The 17,639-nt window shown below is 38.7% G+C and carries 14 protein-coding genes; 3 read left to right on the top strand and 11 right to left on the bottom strand.

Annotated elements, in window-relative coordinates; genetic code table 11:
• Positions 1-326 precede the first annotated feature (326 nt).
• On the bottom strand, positions 327-1,850 hold the full coding sequence (locus tag H4J65_RS06940) for a S10 family peptidase (protein WP_182197048.1): 1,524 nt from the start codon (positions 1,848-1,850) through the stop codon (positions 327-329).
• A gap of 460 nt (positions 1,851-2,310) precedes the next feature.
• Positions 2,311-2,889, bottom strand: a complete 579-nt coding sequence (locus H4J65_RS06935) for a HutD family protein (RefSeq protein WP_182196991.1) — start codon at positions 2,887-2,889, stop codon at positions 2,311-2,313.
• 252 nt (positions 2,890-3,141) lie between these two features.
• Between H4J65_RS06935 and H4J65_RS06930 the strand changes: the two genes are divergently transcribed.
• Positions 3,142-3,648, top strand: coding sequence for an outer membrane beta-barrel protein (locus H4J65_RS06930; RefSeq protein WP_182135855.1), 507 nt, complete (start codon positions 3,142-3,144; stop codon positions 3,646-3,648).
• Between the two features lie 172 nt (positions 3,649-3,820).
• On the opposite strand, the gene H4J65_RS06925 is transcribed toward H4J65_RS06930, so the two are convergent.
• On the bottom strand, positions 3,821-4,441 hold the full coding sequence (locus H4J65_RS06925; RefSeq protein ID WP_182184224.1) for a cytochrome c: 621 nt from the start codon (positions 4,439-4,441) through the stop codon (positions 3,821-3,823).
• 243 nt (positions 4,442-4,684) lie between these two features.
• The gene (locus H4J65_RS06920; protein ID WP_182184225.1) at positions 4,685-5,917 is read right to left on the bottom strand and encodes a cytochrome c; all 1,233 of its coding nucleotides are present in this window, start codon (positions 5,915-5,917) and stop codon (positions 4,685-4,687) included.
• Positions 5,918-6,113: 196 nt separating this feature from the next.
• Here H4J65_RS06920 and yihA point away from each other — a divergent pair, with 196 nt between their 5' ends.
• Entirely contained in the window at positions 6,114-6,770 is a 657-nt protein-coding gene (gene yihA / locus H4J65_RS06915) for a ribosome biogenesis GTP-binding protein YihA/YsxC (protein ID WP_182196989.1), read from the top strand.
• A 336-nt stretch (positions 6,771-7,106) separates the two neighbouring features.
• Here yihA and msrA read toward each other — a convergent pair whose 3' ends face one another.
• Together msrA and msrB are read right to left on the bottom strand one after the other, a co-directional pair.
• Positions 7,107-7,604, bottom strand: coding sequence for a peptide-methionine (S)-S-oxide reductase MsrA (gene msrA, locus H4J65_RS06910; protein WP_182135852.1), 498 nt, complete (start codon positions 7,602-7,604; stop codon positions 7,107-7,109).
• A 3-nt stretch (positions 7,605-7,607) separates the two neighbouring features.
• On the bottom strand, positions 7,608-8,051 hold the full coding sequence (msrB, locus tag H4J65_RS06905) for a peptide-methionine (R)-S-oxide reductase MsrB (RefSeq protein WP_182135851.1): 444 nt from the start codon (positions 8,049-8,051) through the stop codon (positions 7,608-7,610).
• 288 nt (positions 8,052-8,339) lie between these two features.
• On the opposite strand from msrB, the gene H4J65_RS06900 reads away from it, so the two are divergent.
• Positions 8,340-8,801, top strand: a complete 462-nt coding sequence (locus H4J65_RS06900) for a nuclear transport factor 2 family protein (RefSeq protein ID WP_182196987.1) — start codon at positions 8,340-8,342, stop codon at positions 8,799-8,801.
• 620 nt (positions 8,802-9,421) lie between these two features.
• Here H4J65_RS06900 and H4J65_RS06895 read toward each other — a convergent pair.
• The 5 genes from H4J65_RS06895 to pgi form a co-directional block, all read right to left on the bottom strand.
• Positions 9,422-10,972: a LytS/YhcK type 5TM receptor domain-containing protein gene (locus tag H4J65_RS06895; protein WP_182196984.1), complete on the bottom strand. Its 1,551-nt coding sequence runs from the start codon at positions 10,970-10,972 to the stop codon at positions 9,422-9,424.
• 15 nt (positions 10,973-10,987) lie between these two features.
• Positions 10,988-12,526: a PAS domain-containing methyl-accepting chemotaxis protein gene (locus tag H4J65_RS06890; RefSeq protein WP_182197046.1), complete on the bottom strand. Its 1,539-nt coding sequence runs from the start codon at positions 12,524-12,526 to the stop codon at positions 10,988-10,990.
• 1,124 nt (positions 12,527-13,650) lie between these two features.
• Positions 13,651-14,382 carry an ABC transporter substrate-binding protein gene (locus H4J65_RS06885; RefSeq protein ID WP_182196982.1) on the bottom strand — a complete coding sequence of 244 codons (732 nt, stop codon included), beginning with the start codon at positions 14,380-14,382 and terminating at the stop codon, positions 13,651-13,653.
• A gap of 511 nt (positions 14,383-14,893) precedes the next feature.
• Positions 14,894-15,673, bottom strand: a complete 780-nt coding sequence (locus H4J65_RS06880) for an ABC transporter substrate-binding protein (RefSeq protein WP_182196980.1) — start codon at positions 15,671-15,673, stop codon at positions 14,894-14,896.
• Between the two features lie 292 nt (positions 15,674-15,965).
• Complete coding sequence (gene pgi / locus H4J65_RS06875) at positions 15,966-17,624, bottom strand: glucose-6-phosphate isomerase (RefSeq protein ID WP_182184147.1); 1,659 nt, start codon at positions 17,622-17,624, stop codon at positions 15,966-15,968.
• Positions 17,625-17,639: the final 15 nt, after the last annotated feature.

Raw genomic sequence — 17,639 nt, 5'->3', positions numbered from 1 at the left:
ACGAACGTAATGCTACTCAAGGCTGCCAATGGGTGGCCTTTTTACTTTCTGTAGTCCTGCTGATTATTTTCCGGTGAATTATTTTTTGTTTTTTACAGGGAGGAAACAATGAGAAGGGATTAAGGGAAGTTTAACGACAAGTTTTGAGCTGTCAGCTGTCAGTAAGTTAACATACGTTTTAAGCTTGGTTTTGTTGTGCTTTTCCTCCTGTAGTCCTCCTGTTTTTCTCCCTGTGAGATATTTTTATTTTTACAGGGAGGAAACAATGAGCAGGGAATGAGTAGGGCACTGACAATCTTGATTAACGCAGTAAAATATTGGCTAAATTAGCGTTTGCTGGGATATTTTGCTGGTGTGGTTTTATTCGGTAAGGTAGCTTGCATAAATTCACGAAGATCTTGGTTAGACGCTTCTAAATCTTGATAACGTAAATACATCATATGGCCACTTTTATAACCCTTAAATGATAATCTGTCTTGCATTTTACCACTTGGGTCAATTTGGGATAAGGTATATTTAGCATCAAAATAGTTGGTGGCACCATCATAGTAACCTGACTGTATCATCACATTTAAGTACGGGTTTTGCGCCATCGCTAAACGTAAGTTTTCACCGGTTTTATTGTTGCTTCTATCCCAAGGGTGCACATTACCGAACATATTGTATTTAAGGTCGGTTTTATAATTGAGTTCTTCACGTAAATAATAATTTATTGCTGGCGTAAAACTGTGCAACCAAGAGGTTAATTCAGCGTTGTAATCAGGACGGCTACCAGTCACTTTTTCATCGATACCTAAATAGCGAGAATCTAAACGACCCACGGTTTGCTCGCGATTACGCAGTATTTCCTTCCAAAAATAAGACGCTTCAATATCTAAGTTATTACGCAAGACTTCTTGTACCGATAAACCAGAATATCGAGCGACTTGTTCGGCGATGCGCTGCTTTTCATCTTGAGCAATAAAGCCACCTTTGGCGAGCGCGGGCAAGTACTGCTCAAGGGTGAATTTTTCAATTTCAGGTAAAATGTCTAATAGATCTTTATTTTGCAAATCGTCAGCAAGTGCTTTGTGGTACCAAGCGGTTGCAGCAAAATAAGGTAAACGATTGGCTGCTTTTACCGGGCCGTCACGTTTGATACCAATATCCGTGGGTGACACTAAAATAACGCCATTAAGGTACATCCACTGGCGCGATTGTAGTTCTAACGCTAAGCCTGCAACACGGGTAGTGCCATAACTTTCGCCAATAAGGTATTTGGGTGACTGCCAACGGTTATGGCGGGTAACAAAGGTGTTAATCCACTCTGCCAAGTACTTAATGTCAGCATTTACGCCAAAGAACATTTTCTTTTGCTCTTCTTTTGACGGCATTTTACCTTCTTTATTCGGTAAAACTCGTGAATAGCCGGTATTAACTGGGTTAACAAAGACAATATCAGCGCTGTCTAAAATGGAGAAGTCATTGGTTTTTACGCCGTATGGCTGTAATGGAAAACCTTCGTTGTTGACATTAAGTACTTTAGGGCCGGTATAAGCGACATGCATCCAAACTGAGGCAGAGCCGGGGCCACCATTGAATGAGATAAGTAACGGCCGATCGGCTTTATCTTTTACATTTGCGCGTTGATAATAGGTATAAAAAAGGCTGGCAGTAGGCTTGCCTTCTTCGTCCCAAACCGGTTGAGTACCGGTCGTGGCGGTGTAATCAAATTTCTTGCCATTCACTTTTGTACTATGAGTGCTGGTGTTACTTTCATCAATGGCAATTTTGCGGTCAAACTCTGCATTGGCCAAGGGTGATAACAGTAACAGTAGGCTAGCTAACCTTATAAAATATTTAATGGTCATCATATTGTCCTTAGGGTTAAGGCGTAATTTTTATTTTGTCTCTTGAGCCTACGTCAGCATGAAGAAAAAGTCATAATTAAAAGTTAGAACGAGTATTTCTAGCGATTAGTAACCTTAACGACTGATTAAAACTCGGCGTACTAAAATAGGGTTTGTTTATGTATTTGAATGAGTAAGTCAGTTTAAAAGCTTAGTTATCACCTGTAGGTCGGTATTCATTTTAAAGACGGTTAAATTTCATTTAACTTAATGGACTAAAGTCCACTCTACATTGGACCCAGATTGAACCTAGACTGGGCTTGCATTCAGTCTGTATTGAGCTTACAAAGGGACTATGTATGGTGCTGTGGTTTTAGGTTGTTTTTTTTGTAGGTCGGACTTTAGTCCGTCAACTGTTAGTGCGACCACTTAAAGTCTTACTTAAGTGGGTAAACTGTGTCAATTACACCGGCCTAAAAAGTCAGGTGCAATGGGTTAGATAAACAACAATAAGGTGCTCACCGCTTAGGCTGGCGAAGTTGTTGGGTAAGTCGGTTATTTTTACTAAGTGTTGAGCAGGCAAGGTGATGACTTCTTGGCTCTGGTTTAAGGTCAGTGTGGCGTCTTTGAATAAGCTATAAATAAAGCACAGGGCGCTTGTTTCAAGTAAATAATTCTTCGCACTTCTTTGGCAGTTTACCTTGCTGTTAAAGGCCGATGTTTGGGTGATAACATTAAAGTCGGTTATTTCATTAGTATGTAAGTTGCCAACAGTTTTATTACCACCATCAAAAGTAGCCAGGTCTAATAGCTGGGTTAAACGGTCAATTTTATTATCATTGTGTTGTAAGTTGATGCCGTCTCCGTCAATTAAAATGAGGTTGCGAGTATAGCCAGTAAAATTAGAGAAAACGCCATCTTCAACCACACTTGCCATACTTAATCGCCAGTCGAACTTGTCTAAGCTGCCGCCTGGGTTTATCGCCATTTCAATGGTTTCTCCTTGACCATTTTTCCATGGGACGGTTTTAAATTGTCTGGGTTGAATAATTTCTATCATCTTGTGTATCCTGATTAAACCGGCATATTCTGCTCATTGTTTAGATCATAGCGTGAAACTGAACCCAATGTCTTTGGCAAATGAGGTTTATTTAGCGATCAGGCTAAAGACATAACCTATTACTTATTTTTTCTGATTTAACCCGGACAAAATAATTGCATAACGCAAGGCGCATTGTTAGCATGCGCGCTTTATGATCTCCCTTAACTCACTATTTAAACTCACTATTTAAATTAATAAAAGGATATTATTGTGTTTAAAAAATCTTTAATTGCACTTTCTTTATTGGTATTACCTTTAACGGCTTCGGCTAACTGGTCAGCTGGCGCAGGCTATGCAGACTTATCACTTGAAAACCTTTCTTTAGGCGCTATTTATGGCGCTGTTGCTTATGAATTTGTCGAAGAGGGTAGTAAATTTTCACTAATACCTGAATTGCGTCTTGGCACCGGTATATCTGATGATAAAAGTCATAGTGTTAAAGTAGAAGTCGAACGCTTCACGGTACTTTCTGTTCGTGGCCAATACAATTATGATAATGGTTTTTATGTTTATGTGATGCCGTCATATGCCAACCTAGATCTGAAAGCCAGTTTCCGTGGCACGTCTGTCAGCGATGATGAATGGGAATTTGGTTTTGGTGTGGGTGTGGGTAAAAAACTGAACGAAAAAGTTAGCATTGAAGCGTCTTTTGAAAATTATGACACCACTGACACTGATACTGATGTGATAACTGTTGGTTTTAAATACGCTTTTTAAGCGCTTAAATAAACTTTATTATTTAAAAGGGCAGCCATAGTGCTGCCCTTTTATGTTCATAAAGAACGATGTCACTATCACATGCGAAAGCGTGACTGAATATAAAAAGCAGCGATTAACGCTGCTTTTTATAAATATTAACTTTTAAAAAGCTAATTAAATGGCTTAGGACTTATTTTAATGATGATGCGTACTGTGACAGTGCGGTAATGTCTTCATCAGTTAAATTCGCAGCAACACCTCGCATCATGCCATTCATGTCATTATAACGTGAGCCATTACGAAATGCGTCTAACTGAATCTTTAAGTATTCAGCATTCTGGCCAGCAAGAGCAGGAAAACCAGCATTTGCCATGCCTTTACCATCAACACCATGACAGGCCGCACAGGCGGTAATTTCCATTTCGGCATTACCACCTAAATAAAGTTTTTTACCTTTCGCATTAGCGGTACCGTTGCCATCAGTGACTTTTTGATTGGCATAAAATGCTGAGATATCAGCCATGTCTTGCTCACTAAGTGCCATTGCCATACCACCCATGATGGCGTTTACACGACCTGATTTACCACCAGAGGTCATGCCTAATTTAAATTCAGTAAGTTGCTTAACTAAGTAGTTAGCACTCTGCCCCGCTAACTTAGGGTACATAGGCACAAGACTATTACCGTCAGCACCGTGACAAGCAGCACACATGGCTGCTTTGCCTTTACCTGCTTCGGCATCGCCTTGCGCTGCATTGGCAGTAGTGACTGCACTTAATCCTAATAAAACAGTAATGATAAATTTTTTCATTGATTTAGTCTCTGCTTGTCGTAAACACGATAACGGGTTTACTTATAAAATTTGCTAAAATGTTGTTTTGGCATTCTACACGAATTTAATGGCTGTGAAATAATGTCATTAAAAAAACTAGTGAATACCAGTGCAGTAAATTTTTTTGCTGTACTGGCAGTATAAAATCACGGCAATAAAAAGCAGCGATAAACGCTGCTTATATTGAGATTAACTAGCTGACGTTAGCCCATTAAAAAAATATTACTTCATTGACGCCATGTATTTCGCTAACTCATCCATGTCGCTAGCTGAAAGCTTAGAAGCAACACTGCGCATCATGGAGTTGTAATCGTTATAACGCTCACCGTTTTTGAATTGCATTAATTGTGCTTTTAGGTACGCTTCGTTTTGGCCGGCGATAACTGGGAAGCCAGCCTTACCGGAACCTTTACCGTTAACACCGTGACAAGCAACACAAGCGGTGATTTTACGTTTTGCATCGCCACCTAGATAAAGTTTCTTACCAATCTTAGAGCCTTCCAAATCAGCAACAATAATTTTTTGAGCGGCAAAATAGCTGGCAATCTCTACCATGTCTTGCTCACTTAATACTGACGCCATAGACGACATAACCGCATTTTCACGTGCACCCGATTTAAACTCTTGTAACTGTTTTACAATGTAATCTGCATGTTGTCCTGCAAGTTTTGGGTAGATAGCAACAAGGCTGTTACCCTCGGCGCCGTGACATGCAGTACAAGTTGCGGCTTTGGCTTTACCAGCAATAACTTCAGCAGTTACCGGAGCTGATGGCGTTACTCTACGTGAAACCACGTTAGCAACGGCAGCAGTGTCAGCAAAGTAAGCTGCCATGTCAGCAATCTCATTGTTAGTCATGTTACCGGCAAATTGGTTCATGGCGTAGTTAATGCGATCTTTGTTTTTAAAATTCATTAACTGTGTTGCAATGTATTCAGGATGTTGATTGGCCAGGTTCGGATAAATTAATACCTTGCTGTTACCTTCGCTACCATGACAACCAATACATGAGGCAATATTGCGAGAAGGATCGCCTAATTCAAATAAGCTCTTACCCGCTGCAGGGTCAGGTACGTAAGCAGTAGGTGCTTTAATTGTCGCTGCGCTTGTACTTGCTTCAGTAGCGCTAGCATCTTGGCTTGCGCCATTACGCGGTAATGCTTCAAAGTAAGCCGCCAGATCAGCCATATCTTGCTCAGATAAACCTGCTGCCATTGAATACATTAATGAGTTTTCACGCTCACCTGATTTGAATGCTTTCAGTTGTACTACAATATAATCAGCATGTTGTCCCGCTAAATTAGGAAAGGTATCACTAATGCCAATACCATTTGCACCATGACAGCCAGCACAAGTAGCGGATTTAGCTTTACCTGCCTCTGCGTCACCAGTGGCGGCAACAGCAATATTAATACTTAGTAAGGTTATAATTAATGAAGTTAAAATATGTTTCATAGGAAAATTCTCAACATGCTTTGGTGTTTTTTATTGAATACATTCAATAAGCCAGAAAAATCGGGGATATCATACACCATTAAGGCTATTGCGCGGCTTGTTTAATAAAAAAAATTACCTAAATTCTAATACTATTGCATCTTTAGTATAAAAAAACGATATAATGCGGTTTTAATTTATATCGTTGGATCTAATCTTGTCATCTACAGCCATTCATCTAAGCAAAGCGACTTTTACCCTTAGCGCACCTGATATCCGTCGTTTACCAGCCGATAGTGGTATTGAAGTGGCATTTGCAGGTCGCTCTAACGCAGGTAAGTCAAGCGCGTTAAATACCCTAACAAATCAAAGAGGCCTTGCACGTACCAGTAAAACACCGGGCAGAACTCAGTTGATTAACATCTTTGAAATTGCCGAAAACAAGCGCCTAGTTGATTTACCTGGCTATGGTTTCGCTAAAGTGCCTATGGAAATGAAGAAAAAGTGGCAAAAAGCTTTAGGCGAATACCTAGAAAAACGCGAATGTTTGAAAGGTTTAGTGATACTGATGGATATCAGACATCCATTAAAAGACCTTGATATGGACCTAATTCAATGGGCTGTAGACGGAGAATTACCGGTTTTAGCCTTATTAACTAAAAGCGACAAACTTTCTCAAGGCAAAGTCAGCGGGCAAGTACTTGCGGTTAGAAAAGAGCTAGCAGCATTAAATGCTGATATTAAAGTGCAGGCGTTTTCGTCATTAAAACGTACTGGCTCAGAGCAAGCAGACAAAGTCATTTGCGATTGGTTTCAAGATGAAAATCTGCAAGCCTTAAGTGAATTAGGTGACGCGCCTTTAATAGAAGAATAAAAGTCAGAAGAATAAAAGTCAGAAGAATAAAAGTCAGAAGAATAAAAGTCAGAAGAATAAAAATAGCCAGTTGAGCAATACAGTACTCAACTGATTATATTGACATAACAACCTAATAAGTCACGTTGTACTGTAAGTAGGGTCAGTTTTTTGTTCCAGACAAAAACTAAATACCGACCTCCTTGTCGGCAATGTCATGACCACATGGTTCTGAAAGAGTGACCATGTACAGGCCGCTCTTAGCCATTTATGGCTCCCACGCCACGACATCATTGCTCGCCTATCAGTTGAAATAAACCACTCTTATGCAAAGCCTTTTAGGCCAGTTGCCTAGCCTTATTGTTCAGGTAGCACCCAATCAGGTCTTGGAAAATGGCAAGTGTAGCCATTAGGCATACGCTGTAAATAGTCTTGATGTTCTACCTCGGCTTGCCAAAAATCACTCACGGGCTCAACTTCAGTAACCACTTTACCTGGCCATAAGCCAGAGGCATCAACATCAGCAATGGTTTTTTCTGCCATGGCTTTTTGCGCTGCGCAAGTGTAATAAATTGCCGAACGATAGCCAGTGCCTAGATCATTGCCCTGCCTATTTTCTGTAGTAGGATCATGTATTTGAAAAAATAATTCTAAAATTTTTCGATACCCGATCACAGTATTGTCAAAGTAAACCTCAAGGCCTTCTGCATGAGTACCGTGGTTTCGGTAAGTCGCATTTTTAACATCGCCACCGGTATAACCGGCAGAGGTTTTTGTGATGCCGGGTAATTTGCGAATTAAATCTTGCATACCCCAAAAGCAACCGCCGGCTAATACGGCTCGTTCAATGGTCATATTCTATCCTTCTACTTGGGTTAAATAGGCTTCATAACCTTCAGCGGTCATATCGTCACGGTGAATAAACTTCAGTGAAGCTGAGTTAATGCAATATCGTAAGCCACCTTGTGCTGTCGGACCGTCAGTAAATACATGGCCTAAATGACTATCACCATGTGCTGAGCGGACTTCTGTGCGCACCATGCCATGATTTTCATCGCTAAGTTCACTGACATTCTTGCTTTCAATGGGCTTAGTAAAACTAGGCCAGCCACAACCTGCGTCAAACTTATCAGCTGAAGCAAACAAAGGCTCACCTGAAACCACATCAACATAAATACCTGGTGAGGTATTTTCCAATAACTCGCCAGTCCAAGGGCGTTCAGTACCGCTTTCTTGTGTAACACGATATTGCTCAGCGGATAACGCAGCAATAGCATCGCTTGATTTGGTATATTGTGACATAAGATCTCCTTAGTGGTTTGATGGCGATTAATGATTTATTGCAGCAATAAATTAATGAAATATGACTTTGCTCATTACTGTTTAACAATAGACCGGAAATGTCATGATTAATTCACCATAGTATTGAAACTATATTGAGCAAAAATTCGATATAACAAGGCTTACCTAAGGTAAACCAGCCGACTAATGTAAACCTGCTATATTTAAGGGGCGATAATCGCAAATTCGAGTTTACTGAGAAGTGCGTTGTTTAGTAGGCCTTGTCGAAATATTAACAAGGAAGATAAAATGAACTTCAAATTAACCATAGCACTAATCGTCACGGTTAGTGCTTTTAGCAGCTATGCTGAACGTTGGAATGAACAGCAAACACAAGTATGGAATATAGTTTTAGCTTCATATGAAGATATCGAGAAACGCGATAATAATTGGACAGATAAATGGGTAACCGAAGACGCCATGGTTTGGGGAAATAGTACCCCAATGCCGCGTGACCGAAGTGCAGTAAAACGATGGGAAAAATTCAGTTTTGAAGATGGCTCAACTAACAATGTTGCTGAATATAGCCCAACAGCCATTGTTGTTCATGGTGATACCGCCGTTGCACATTATTACTATTCTAATGGCACTACAGCTAAAAAAGGAGAGCAAAAGGTTACTCATGGCCGTTGTAGTGATGTGTTAGTCAAAGATGATAAAGCGTGGAAATTTGTCGCTTGGCATTGTGCTGATGAAGCGAAAAAATATTAATTAACTTTGTTTGAAATTAACTCTGTTTGAGATTAACTCCTAGCTGATGTTGAGCTAGGTTTTTTTTGTTAATTTTTCAGGGTGAGAACAAAAGCTAAATTTTAGACATAAAAAAACCGATGACCAAAGGGGTCATCGGTATGTAAGCTTGGGGAAGCTAGAATTCAAAATTAATACAACAGGTTCAAACGAGAACAACGTTATTATAGAGCAACAACTCTACAAAAGTAAAGCCTTTACTCTAAAATAGTTTATTTAGATCAAAAAAAAGACAGTTTTAGCTGTGTAGATCGCAGGAAATAATGAGATCTGCGACAGAAAATGAGATTGAGACGTTTTATGCAATATTCACTATGGCCACTTTGCTGACCTAAATTAGTCCTGAAAATTAGGCAAGTTTATGTTCACTTAGATACGGACGTTCCCCGCAGATATAAATATGAATTCTTTGACTATAAATATTACCAATTAATCGAATAACCTGACTAGCAAAAATGCCACCATTGCAATCGTTCGGAGGTTACATAATTAGTTTTCAGGAAGACGTTAATTATTGCTTGCATTGCAAACACTGTCAGGCCGTTTAGTGCCATTAGCCACTGCTGGGAACTACTTAGTCGTTAGATATCATTAAATTTATCCCTAATAGCTAAAAACTCATCTAAATTGTCAAAAAATATATCAATTAACTTGGGATCGAAGTGCTTTCCTTTCTCATCTTTAAATAGGTTGAATATTTTTTCTTCATCCCATGCTTTTTTATAGCAACGTTCGCTACCAAGAGCATCAAACACATCGGCCAATGCCGTTATACGCCCGTATATATGTATATTTTCGCCACTAAGACCTTGCGGGTAGCCACTACCATCATATTTCTCATGATGTTCATAAGCTACGATAGCTGCCGTTTTTAGAAGTGGTCTTGATGAGTCCATTAGCATATCACGACCGATCTGCGCATGTGTCTGCATGATTATCCATTCTTCAGCATCAAGTTTACCTGGCTTATTTAAGATCGCATCGGGTATGCCTACTTTTCCAATATCATGCATTGGACTTGCCTGCTTGATAAGCTCTGCTTCATCTTCACCTAAACCAGAATGAAGAGCCAACAACTTTGAATACTCAGCAACCCTTCTTACGTGATTGCCTGTCTCTTTGCTACGAGTTTCACCAATTTCCCCCATCCTGAAAATAACTTCACGCTGCGTTTCTTCTATTTCTTCGTGGAGTTGTTCGATTTCTTTTCTATCTGTAATATCGAATCTTGTGCCTATATATCCAATATGCTTTCCATCAGAATCGAATTCAGGTTCTAATTGTGACTCTACCCAATAATGCCCCCCACATTTCTTTTTATTTTTCAATGTAATGTGGAAACTCTTTTTTTGCTGTATTGTTTTCCATAAGTTTTCAAATACTGATGAAGGCGTATCTGGATGCCTTACGATACTATGTGACTGTCCCACCAACTCATTCAATTCGAAACCACTTATTTCACAAAATGCTTTGCTAGCATGCGTTATTTTTCCTGTTAAATCTGTTTTTGAAAAAATAACATTCCTATCAAAATCATCGAGTGTTTTACTTAATGCCTGCTCTGTATTAATACGGTCTTCAACGTCTTTTAAAAGCATGCCTAGGAATGCTGTAGCGGGTGTAAAAACAAGAATGAGCGGAAAAGCAATCAATGACACTAACCCCACAACAACATCTGCTGGTAGCTGAGTAATAAATAGTATTTCGACAACGTGCACCAAAAGGCCAAATAACAGGAGCTGTATGATGTTAACTTTCATCAAGCCTTTATGAACACAATAACGATAGCCTAAACCAAGGCAGGTAGATGCGATAACGACTGCAACACCAACATAAACGCCCCCACCACCAAGAAATAACCGATACCCTCCTGTAAGGGCAGCAGCAATAACTGAAACGACGGGGCCACCGAATAAGCCCGCCATACTCAGGACTACCGTACGGGGGTCGAAAATGACTCCTGGGATAATTTCAATCGGCAGCATCATGCCTATAATGCAAATCCCTCCAAAAATCCCCCCTGACACTACTTGTTTTATAAGTCCATTTTTTTTTATAAAACGAACGGAAAAGCTTTGTAATAAACAAAGTGACATTAGTAGAGCCGCAGCCTTGATGAGTTCAATTATCATAAGTGTAAAGGTTTCTTATTTAAAGGTTGTACTTAATTTTCCTATATCTTCAGCACTTTTATTTACGGCTATTCCATAGTTATTCACTTGCGAAGCAAGTATGGTGTTTTTCTTAGAAAGATCATCTATGGTATGAACACTATGCGTTATTTGATTGGCAACAACACTTTGCTCTTCAGCCGCCGTTGCAATTTGAGCTGTCATATCGCTAACATCATTAACATTGCCAATAATATTTTCCATGGCTTGTTTTATTTTAGTGCTATCTTCAGAGCATTCTTCGGCATTAGCTTTACTAGCAAGCATCACCTGACTCCAATTTTCTAACGTTTTTTGTAATTCCGTTACTGAGCTTTGGATCTGAACGGTTGCTCCCTGAGTCCTACTCGCAAGAGTTCTTACTTCATCGGCAACAACAGCAAAACCTCGACCCTGTTCACCCGCTCTTGCAGCTTCAATTGCAGCATTTAAGGCAAGTAAATTTGTTTGATCCGCAATTCCCTGAATTTCAGACATGATCGTTGAAATTTTATTGACATCGGTTACCAATTCAAGCGCATTGCTGGCCGCTTTTTCAACATCATCCGCTAAACAATTAATTTTGTTTTGGCTGATTTCGATAACATTGATATTTTCCCGACATTCGTTTTGTACGATTAAAACTTTGTCATGTGTCTGATTGGTATTTAAACTGACTTCAGCAATCGTCGCACTCATTTCAGTGATGGCGGTTGCAAATTGTGCAAGATGTGAGTTCTCTTCTTCTATACTTTCGAGCATTTCTATTGAAGAGTACTGTAATTCAGTAGCAAGCCTTACCAGTTCCTGTCCGGAATCATGACTTCGTCCTAGTATTGTTCTTATCTGAGCTTTATATAATTCGAGAGGGTAAGCGATAATACCCAATGCTCCCTTTCCCGAGAAAATTAGACGTGACGGACTATCAAATAGTTTTTTCGTGGTCGTTACATAATTTGGAAAGGTGAACAGTTCGGGTGAAAAAATAAGAGAAAGCAAAGCGATACAACTTAGCAACACGATAGATGGAACTATTGAGCTTGTATATGCCCAAACACCAAAAGATGCCAGAGTAATGAGAACAATAGCAAATAACCTTCTCATGTTAACGTTAGTCTCTAAACCTGAGACTGAATGCCCATTATTCAGAGTATCATATAGCTGTTGAGCGTTTTGTTTTTGCTCGTGACTCGGCAATGTTCTAACGGACTGATAGCCGGTAATTTTTCCATTTTCATAGACGGGGGTTATGTAGGCATCGACCCAATAGTAATCGCCATTTTTACAACGATTTTTAACCATACCTCGCCAGGAATTATCTTGTTTAAGTTTACTCCATAAATCAGCAAAAGCAGCTTTAGGCATGGATGGATGTCGAACTATATTATGATGTTGTCCAACGAGCTCATCAAGAGAGTAGCCGGCAATTTCACAGAACTCCTTATTAGCGTAAGTTATTCTTCCCTCAAGATCAGTAATAGATACTAATTGTTCATTTTCTGAGAAATTTCTTTCACTACCTGATGTATGCTTCATAACACTCAATATTAATACGCCAATAAAAAGCCAGTATTTTAGATTGATTAAAAACAACATCAAAGCTAATAATTCCATGTAAATTAAAATAAAAACTAATAATTTGATCTAGATCAACATAAGTACTAATTAGCAATTAACATTAAAGCAGGTGCAGAACATAATCTTAGATGATTCTGGTATCTCAGCAATATAAAAAGGCGGTCAACGGTTAGCCCATTGTTAATATTTCACAAAAAAAAGGGGATTTTATCATTCTAACGGGACAAATCACCGCGTACTTGACGGGGAGGATTAGTGCATAGCCTTTGATTAGTAACGACCGCTGTTGGCTAGTTGAAGAAGTCTCTAATAATCACTAGCCCAATGTTAACAAAGATACGTGAGCGGACATCAGCCAGAAATACCTACTAATGTCGTCTATGCGGACCAAGAAGACCTTTGCAGTAGAACATCTCATGGAGGTTAAAAATAATTATCTAAGGCTCACTAATGCCACAAAGCCGACTTAATATTGAAACAAAAAATCAGCCCTTTAAGGACTGCTTAGTGCCATAAGGGACCGTTCATAGCTTACTGCTTATGCTTTACCCAGCAATTATTTTTTCACCCCAGAGGGCACAGAGACTAAAGATGTATAGGGATGACTTGTAACAGTATTCAGCTATATTCAACAGATGCTAAACGTAAACGATATATTCAACGCAACCACACTCGATACTGCCTATTGATGGTTGTGTAAGCAGCGGCGTAACTTTCCCACCAATGCAGACATCTGGCATCTGCGTTTTCATTGGCACAGAATTCGATGGGAACTGCTGCAAACACTAAGTGTTTAACGCATCAAAAATAAAATAAATTCTATTTTTCAACAAACCTGACCCCGCAGGTTCGCAAATAAAGTGGGTAATTAAACACACGAAATGTAGCAAAAATCAGGTCAATTGAAGCTGTAATTCAACACTACGATTAATAGCCGAAATTAACATTTTATGAGTGAGTAGAATCAGTACCAAAGGCGATAAGCCAAAAATAGTCGTTGTGGTCGACATCATAATGGGATTATTGACCACTGTGCTTAGTAAAATTAAGAAGCCCTGCATGGTAATCATATCGAATGGCTGCTATTGGATGGGTAAATCTAAGTTAGTAAATTCCGCTTTCAACTTTTCAATCAATTTTGCATCAGTACCAAGACTTGCCGCTAGGTAGAATTCTTCTGATAATTTTTTAAAAACATAAAGTGTTTTGAAGTCTGAATTAGCGCACCCTGTATTTTGACAGTAGAACTCAATAATCTGTTGGTTGGAGGGAATTGTTTCAATCCGACCCTTTTCCAGCATTCGCATAGTCGACATTGTGGATACAATTTCAACTAACTCTTTACCGTATTCAAAGCCATTATTATTCAAAAATGTGGCAACTGCGTCCTGTCGCTTCACGCCAATTTGAGTGTTTTTAAGTTCAGAAAGGGTTTCAACGGGCTGTAACTCACTATCTTTTAATGTAATCAGTTCGGTGCGTACCTGTGCTACTTTACCAATCCAAATAAATTTATCTTCACGTTCGGACGTTCTCACCAAGGAAAATATAATAGTATTAGGTCGCACCAACGCAACTTGATGAGCGCGCGCCCAAGACATCACCTCTATAGTGCTTTCCGGTAAGACTGTCTTCATTAGTTTTTGAATTTCAATTGCAACAAGACCACCGATCAGTTTGTTATCTTTACTAATTTGATAGGGAGGTAAATGCTCAGTAACAATGAGGACATCCAAATCAGCAACATTAGCCTTACTATGAAAAGCTAAGATTATACATACAGCGCCTAATGTTCTTTTTAAAATTGAAAGCATAGTTATTAAGCCTTTAGAGATTATCTGCATTGGATGAAAAGCAATGTCACTATATTTATTCTATTCAAAAGAATGCCGAACAAAAAAAATAAAACACAATTTCGAGTATAGGTAAAATAAAACGTCATTTTTCCTAAAATCAAAATACATAATGCCTTATATTTTCCATATTGACATTTATTTCATATTCTTAAGGGAGTGAAAGTCGGTTGTTTTTTGTCAATTAACCAACTGTTTCTACTTAATTCAGGATTCAAGACAAGCGCCTCCCGCTGTTGTGCAAACCAGTTTTGCTTATGATGATGAACTGCTTTTATTCAAACAGACTTATCTGAGGCGGTGCTGAATTTTCGCCGCTATTTTCGGCGTTAGATATCTGCTTTCAGCGCGAAGTTGGTGTTTAGACGATTGAGAAACGAACCACCCCACCGACCGCTGAAAGCTCATTACTGTCGTTTATATTCGATTTTTAATCGTTAACTATAAACGGGCAACGGAAAATTATAGTAATTTAAATTTGGTTTTGCCAATCAGATACACCGTATTTTTCTAAAATAGTGCTCAAAATTCCCTTACGGCGAATTAGGTCAAGTCCATCATCAATACTATTAATGACTTCAGGACGAATTGTTGGAGAGTAACCTAAAAATAAAGGTACAAAACCACCTTCACTACGAGCATATATTAGATCAACAATATTATTTTTATTCACTTCATATTGAATATTATATCTATAATCAAGAAGCGACGAAATACGTCCTTTTTGTAACATCTCAATATTTTTCGTTAAAGGAGAATCACCAGTAGCTTGAAAAATATTATCAGTATATTTAGACTTTAGACTGTTAATGTATGGACCATAGTCATACCCTTTAATTATCCCTAAAGTTTTACCTGAATTTAAAAAAGCGTCTAAATCATTAAGTTTATTAGGCGACCAATCAACGTTTTTACTGATGTAAAAGTCATTTTGCCAACCACCAAAATACTGGTTACTACTTTGTAATTTGTGATCTGTAATGTGAGATTTTGTTACAGCTAATACAATATCTATTTCAGATCTACTAGCCATTATAAGAGAGCGTGATAGAGAAATTATTTCAATATTAACCGTCATTTTTTTTGCTGTGGCTATTTCATTTAAAACCTCAACTAAAATCCCTGGAGCTTTCTTATTATCACAGATATAGGGGCACCAAATGTCAGAAGCTACATGTAACGTCTCAGCTCGAATATTGGAATTTGAAATTAATAACAAAAAAAGTAAGTTGTAAATTTTTTTATCTAACATTTATTGACTACTCCCTTTATTAAGATGGTTCAGCACAGCACGATAACAACAGCGAAAATAATGTTATGAACAGGTAAAGTATATTTCAACAAAGTATCAAAACTTACCCATATGGAATGAGTAAAACTATACCTTACTTTAATCAAAAACCAAGCATCAGTAAAGTGCGAGCTAAAGGGGATTACCTTAACCCATTAAGATCACTTTGTGCGCATAGACGACATTAGCAGGTAGTTGTGGCTAAGGTCTGCTTCAAGCTCATTCCTGTCCTACAACAGTCTTTTCTATTCGATTACTTTGCCGAACAATAATATTCAAGTAAGCCTTTGGTTGAACTATCATGGCTCTTGTTAATATCGCCGCTTGTTAGCTCTTTCACAATGGCGTTAGCTAAGCCTTTACCCAACTCAACGCCCCATTGATCAAAAGAACAAACCTGTAAAATAATGCCTTGAACAAATATTTTATGTTCATATAAGGCGATTAAACTGCCTAACGATTTAGGCGATATTCGCTTCATTAACAAGGTATTAGTCGGCCTGTTTCCTTTATGTACTTTATGAGGTGCTACTTTGTCAATATAGGCTTGTGGTCGCCCAGATCTTTTAAGATCCTCTCTAACTTGTTGCTCATTCACGCCAGACATTAATGCTTGAGTTTGAGCAAAAAAGTTGGCCATTAATGTTTCATGGTGTCCTTGAACGGGCGTCACACTTTCTACAGAACCAATAAAATCAGCAGGTACAATATTATTACTTTGATGTAAATATTGATAAAAAGCATGTTGACCATTTATACCTAGCTCACCCCATATAGAAGGAACCGTGGGGTAATCAATTTCATGACCATCCCAAGTGACCGACTTACCATTACTTTCCATTTCGGCCTGTTGCATATAAGCCGATAGCATGTGTAATGATTGATCGTAAGGTAGTATAGCTTGAGATTGTGCGCCTAAAAACGTGCAATTCCAGACGCTTAATAAGGCCAAAATAACTGGCGCATTTTCTGCTAAAGGTGCTTCACGAAAGTGGGTGTCTACCTCATACGCACCTTCTAAGAGTTCGATGAATTTTTCAAAACCGATATCCAATGCGATAGGTAAACCAATGGCTGACCATAATGAAAAGCGCCCTCCAACCCAATCCCATATATCAAAAATATTATTCTCATCAATGCCAAAGGCCATGGCATTAGTTTTATTCGAACTAACAGCAACAAAATGTTTTGATACGGCTTTGTAATCAAAAGAGGAAGACGTTAACCAATTTAGCGCAGTGGTTGCATTTGTCATTGTTTCTGTGGTGGTAAAAGTTTTGCTTGAAATGATAAATAATACCCGCTCAGGTTTTAATGGACGTAAAACCTCGGCAATCTGCGTACCATCTACATTTGAAACATAATGAACATTCACACTATCATCGCTGTATTGTTTTAATGCTTCAGTCACCATTTGCGGTCCAAGATTCGAACCACCCACCCCAATATTTACAATATCTGTGATGCGTTTTCCTGAGTAACCTAGCCATTTTCCTTGCCGTACTTTATCGGTAAAAGCTTTCATTTTACTCAATGACACTTCAACATCGTCGGTAATGTTTTTTCCATCTAGCATTATCGCTTGTTGACTTCTATTGCGTAAAGCCGTGTGTAAAACCGCACGATCTTCTGTGCGATTAATACGCTCTCCCGCGAACATTTTATCGCGCCAAGACTCAACTTCGCAATCTTTTGCCAAAGCAATTAATTTAGCTAAGGTTTCATCGGTAATAAGATTTTTTGAATAATCAAGTAGCATTGCTGGCAATTGAACCGAAAATTTCTCAAAGCGATCTTTGTCTGCATTAAACAAGTCGTTCATATGCTGAGTTTTCATTTCCTTGGCATGTTCAACCAAAGATTTCCAGCTTTCGAGTAAAACTCGATTGGCAGGCAAGTTATTTGTATTCATAAGAAAAACCTATCT

Source organism: Colwellia sp. MB02u-9, assembly GCF_014077085.1.
Lineage (GTDB): Bacteria > Pseudomonadota > Gammaproteobacteria > Enterobacterales > Alteromonadaceae > Cognaticolwellia.
The sequence above is the reverse complement of the archived record's forward strand: the minus strand, read 5'-3'. Positions and strand labels throughout refer to the sequence as shown.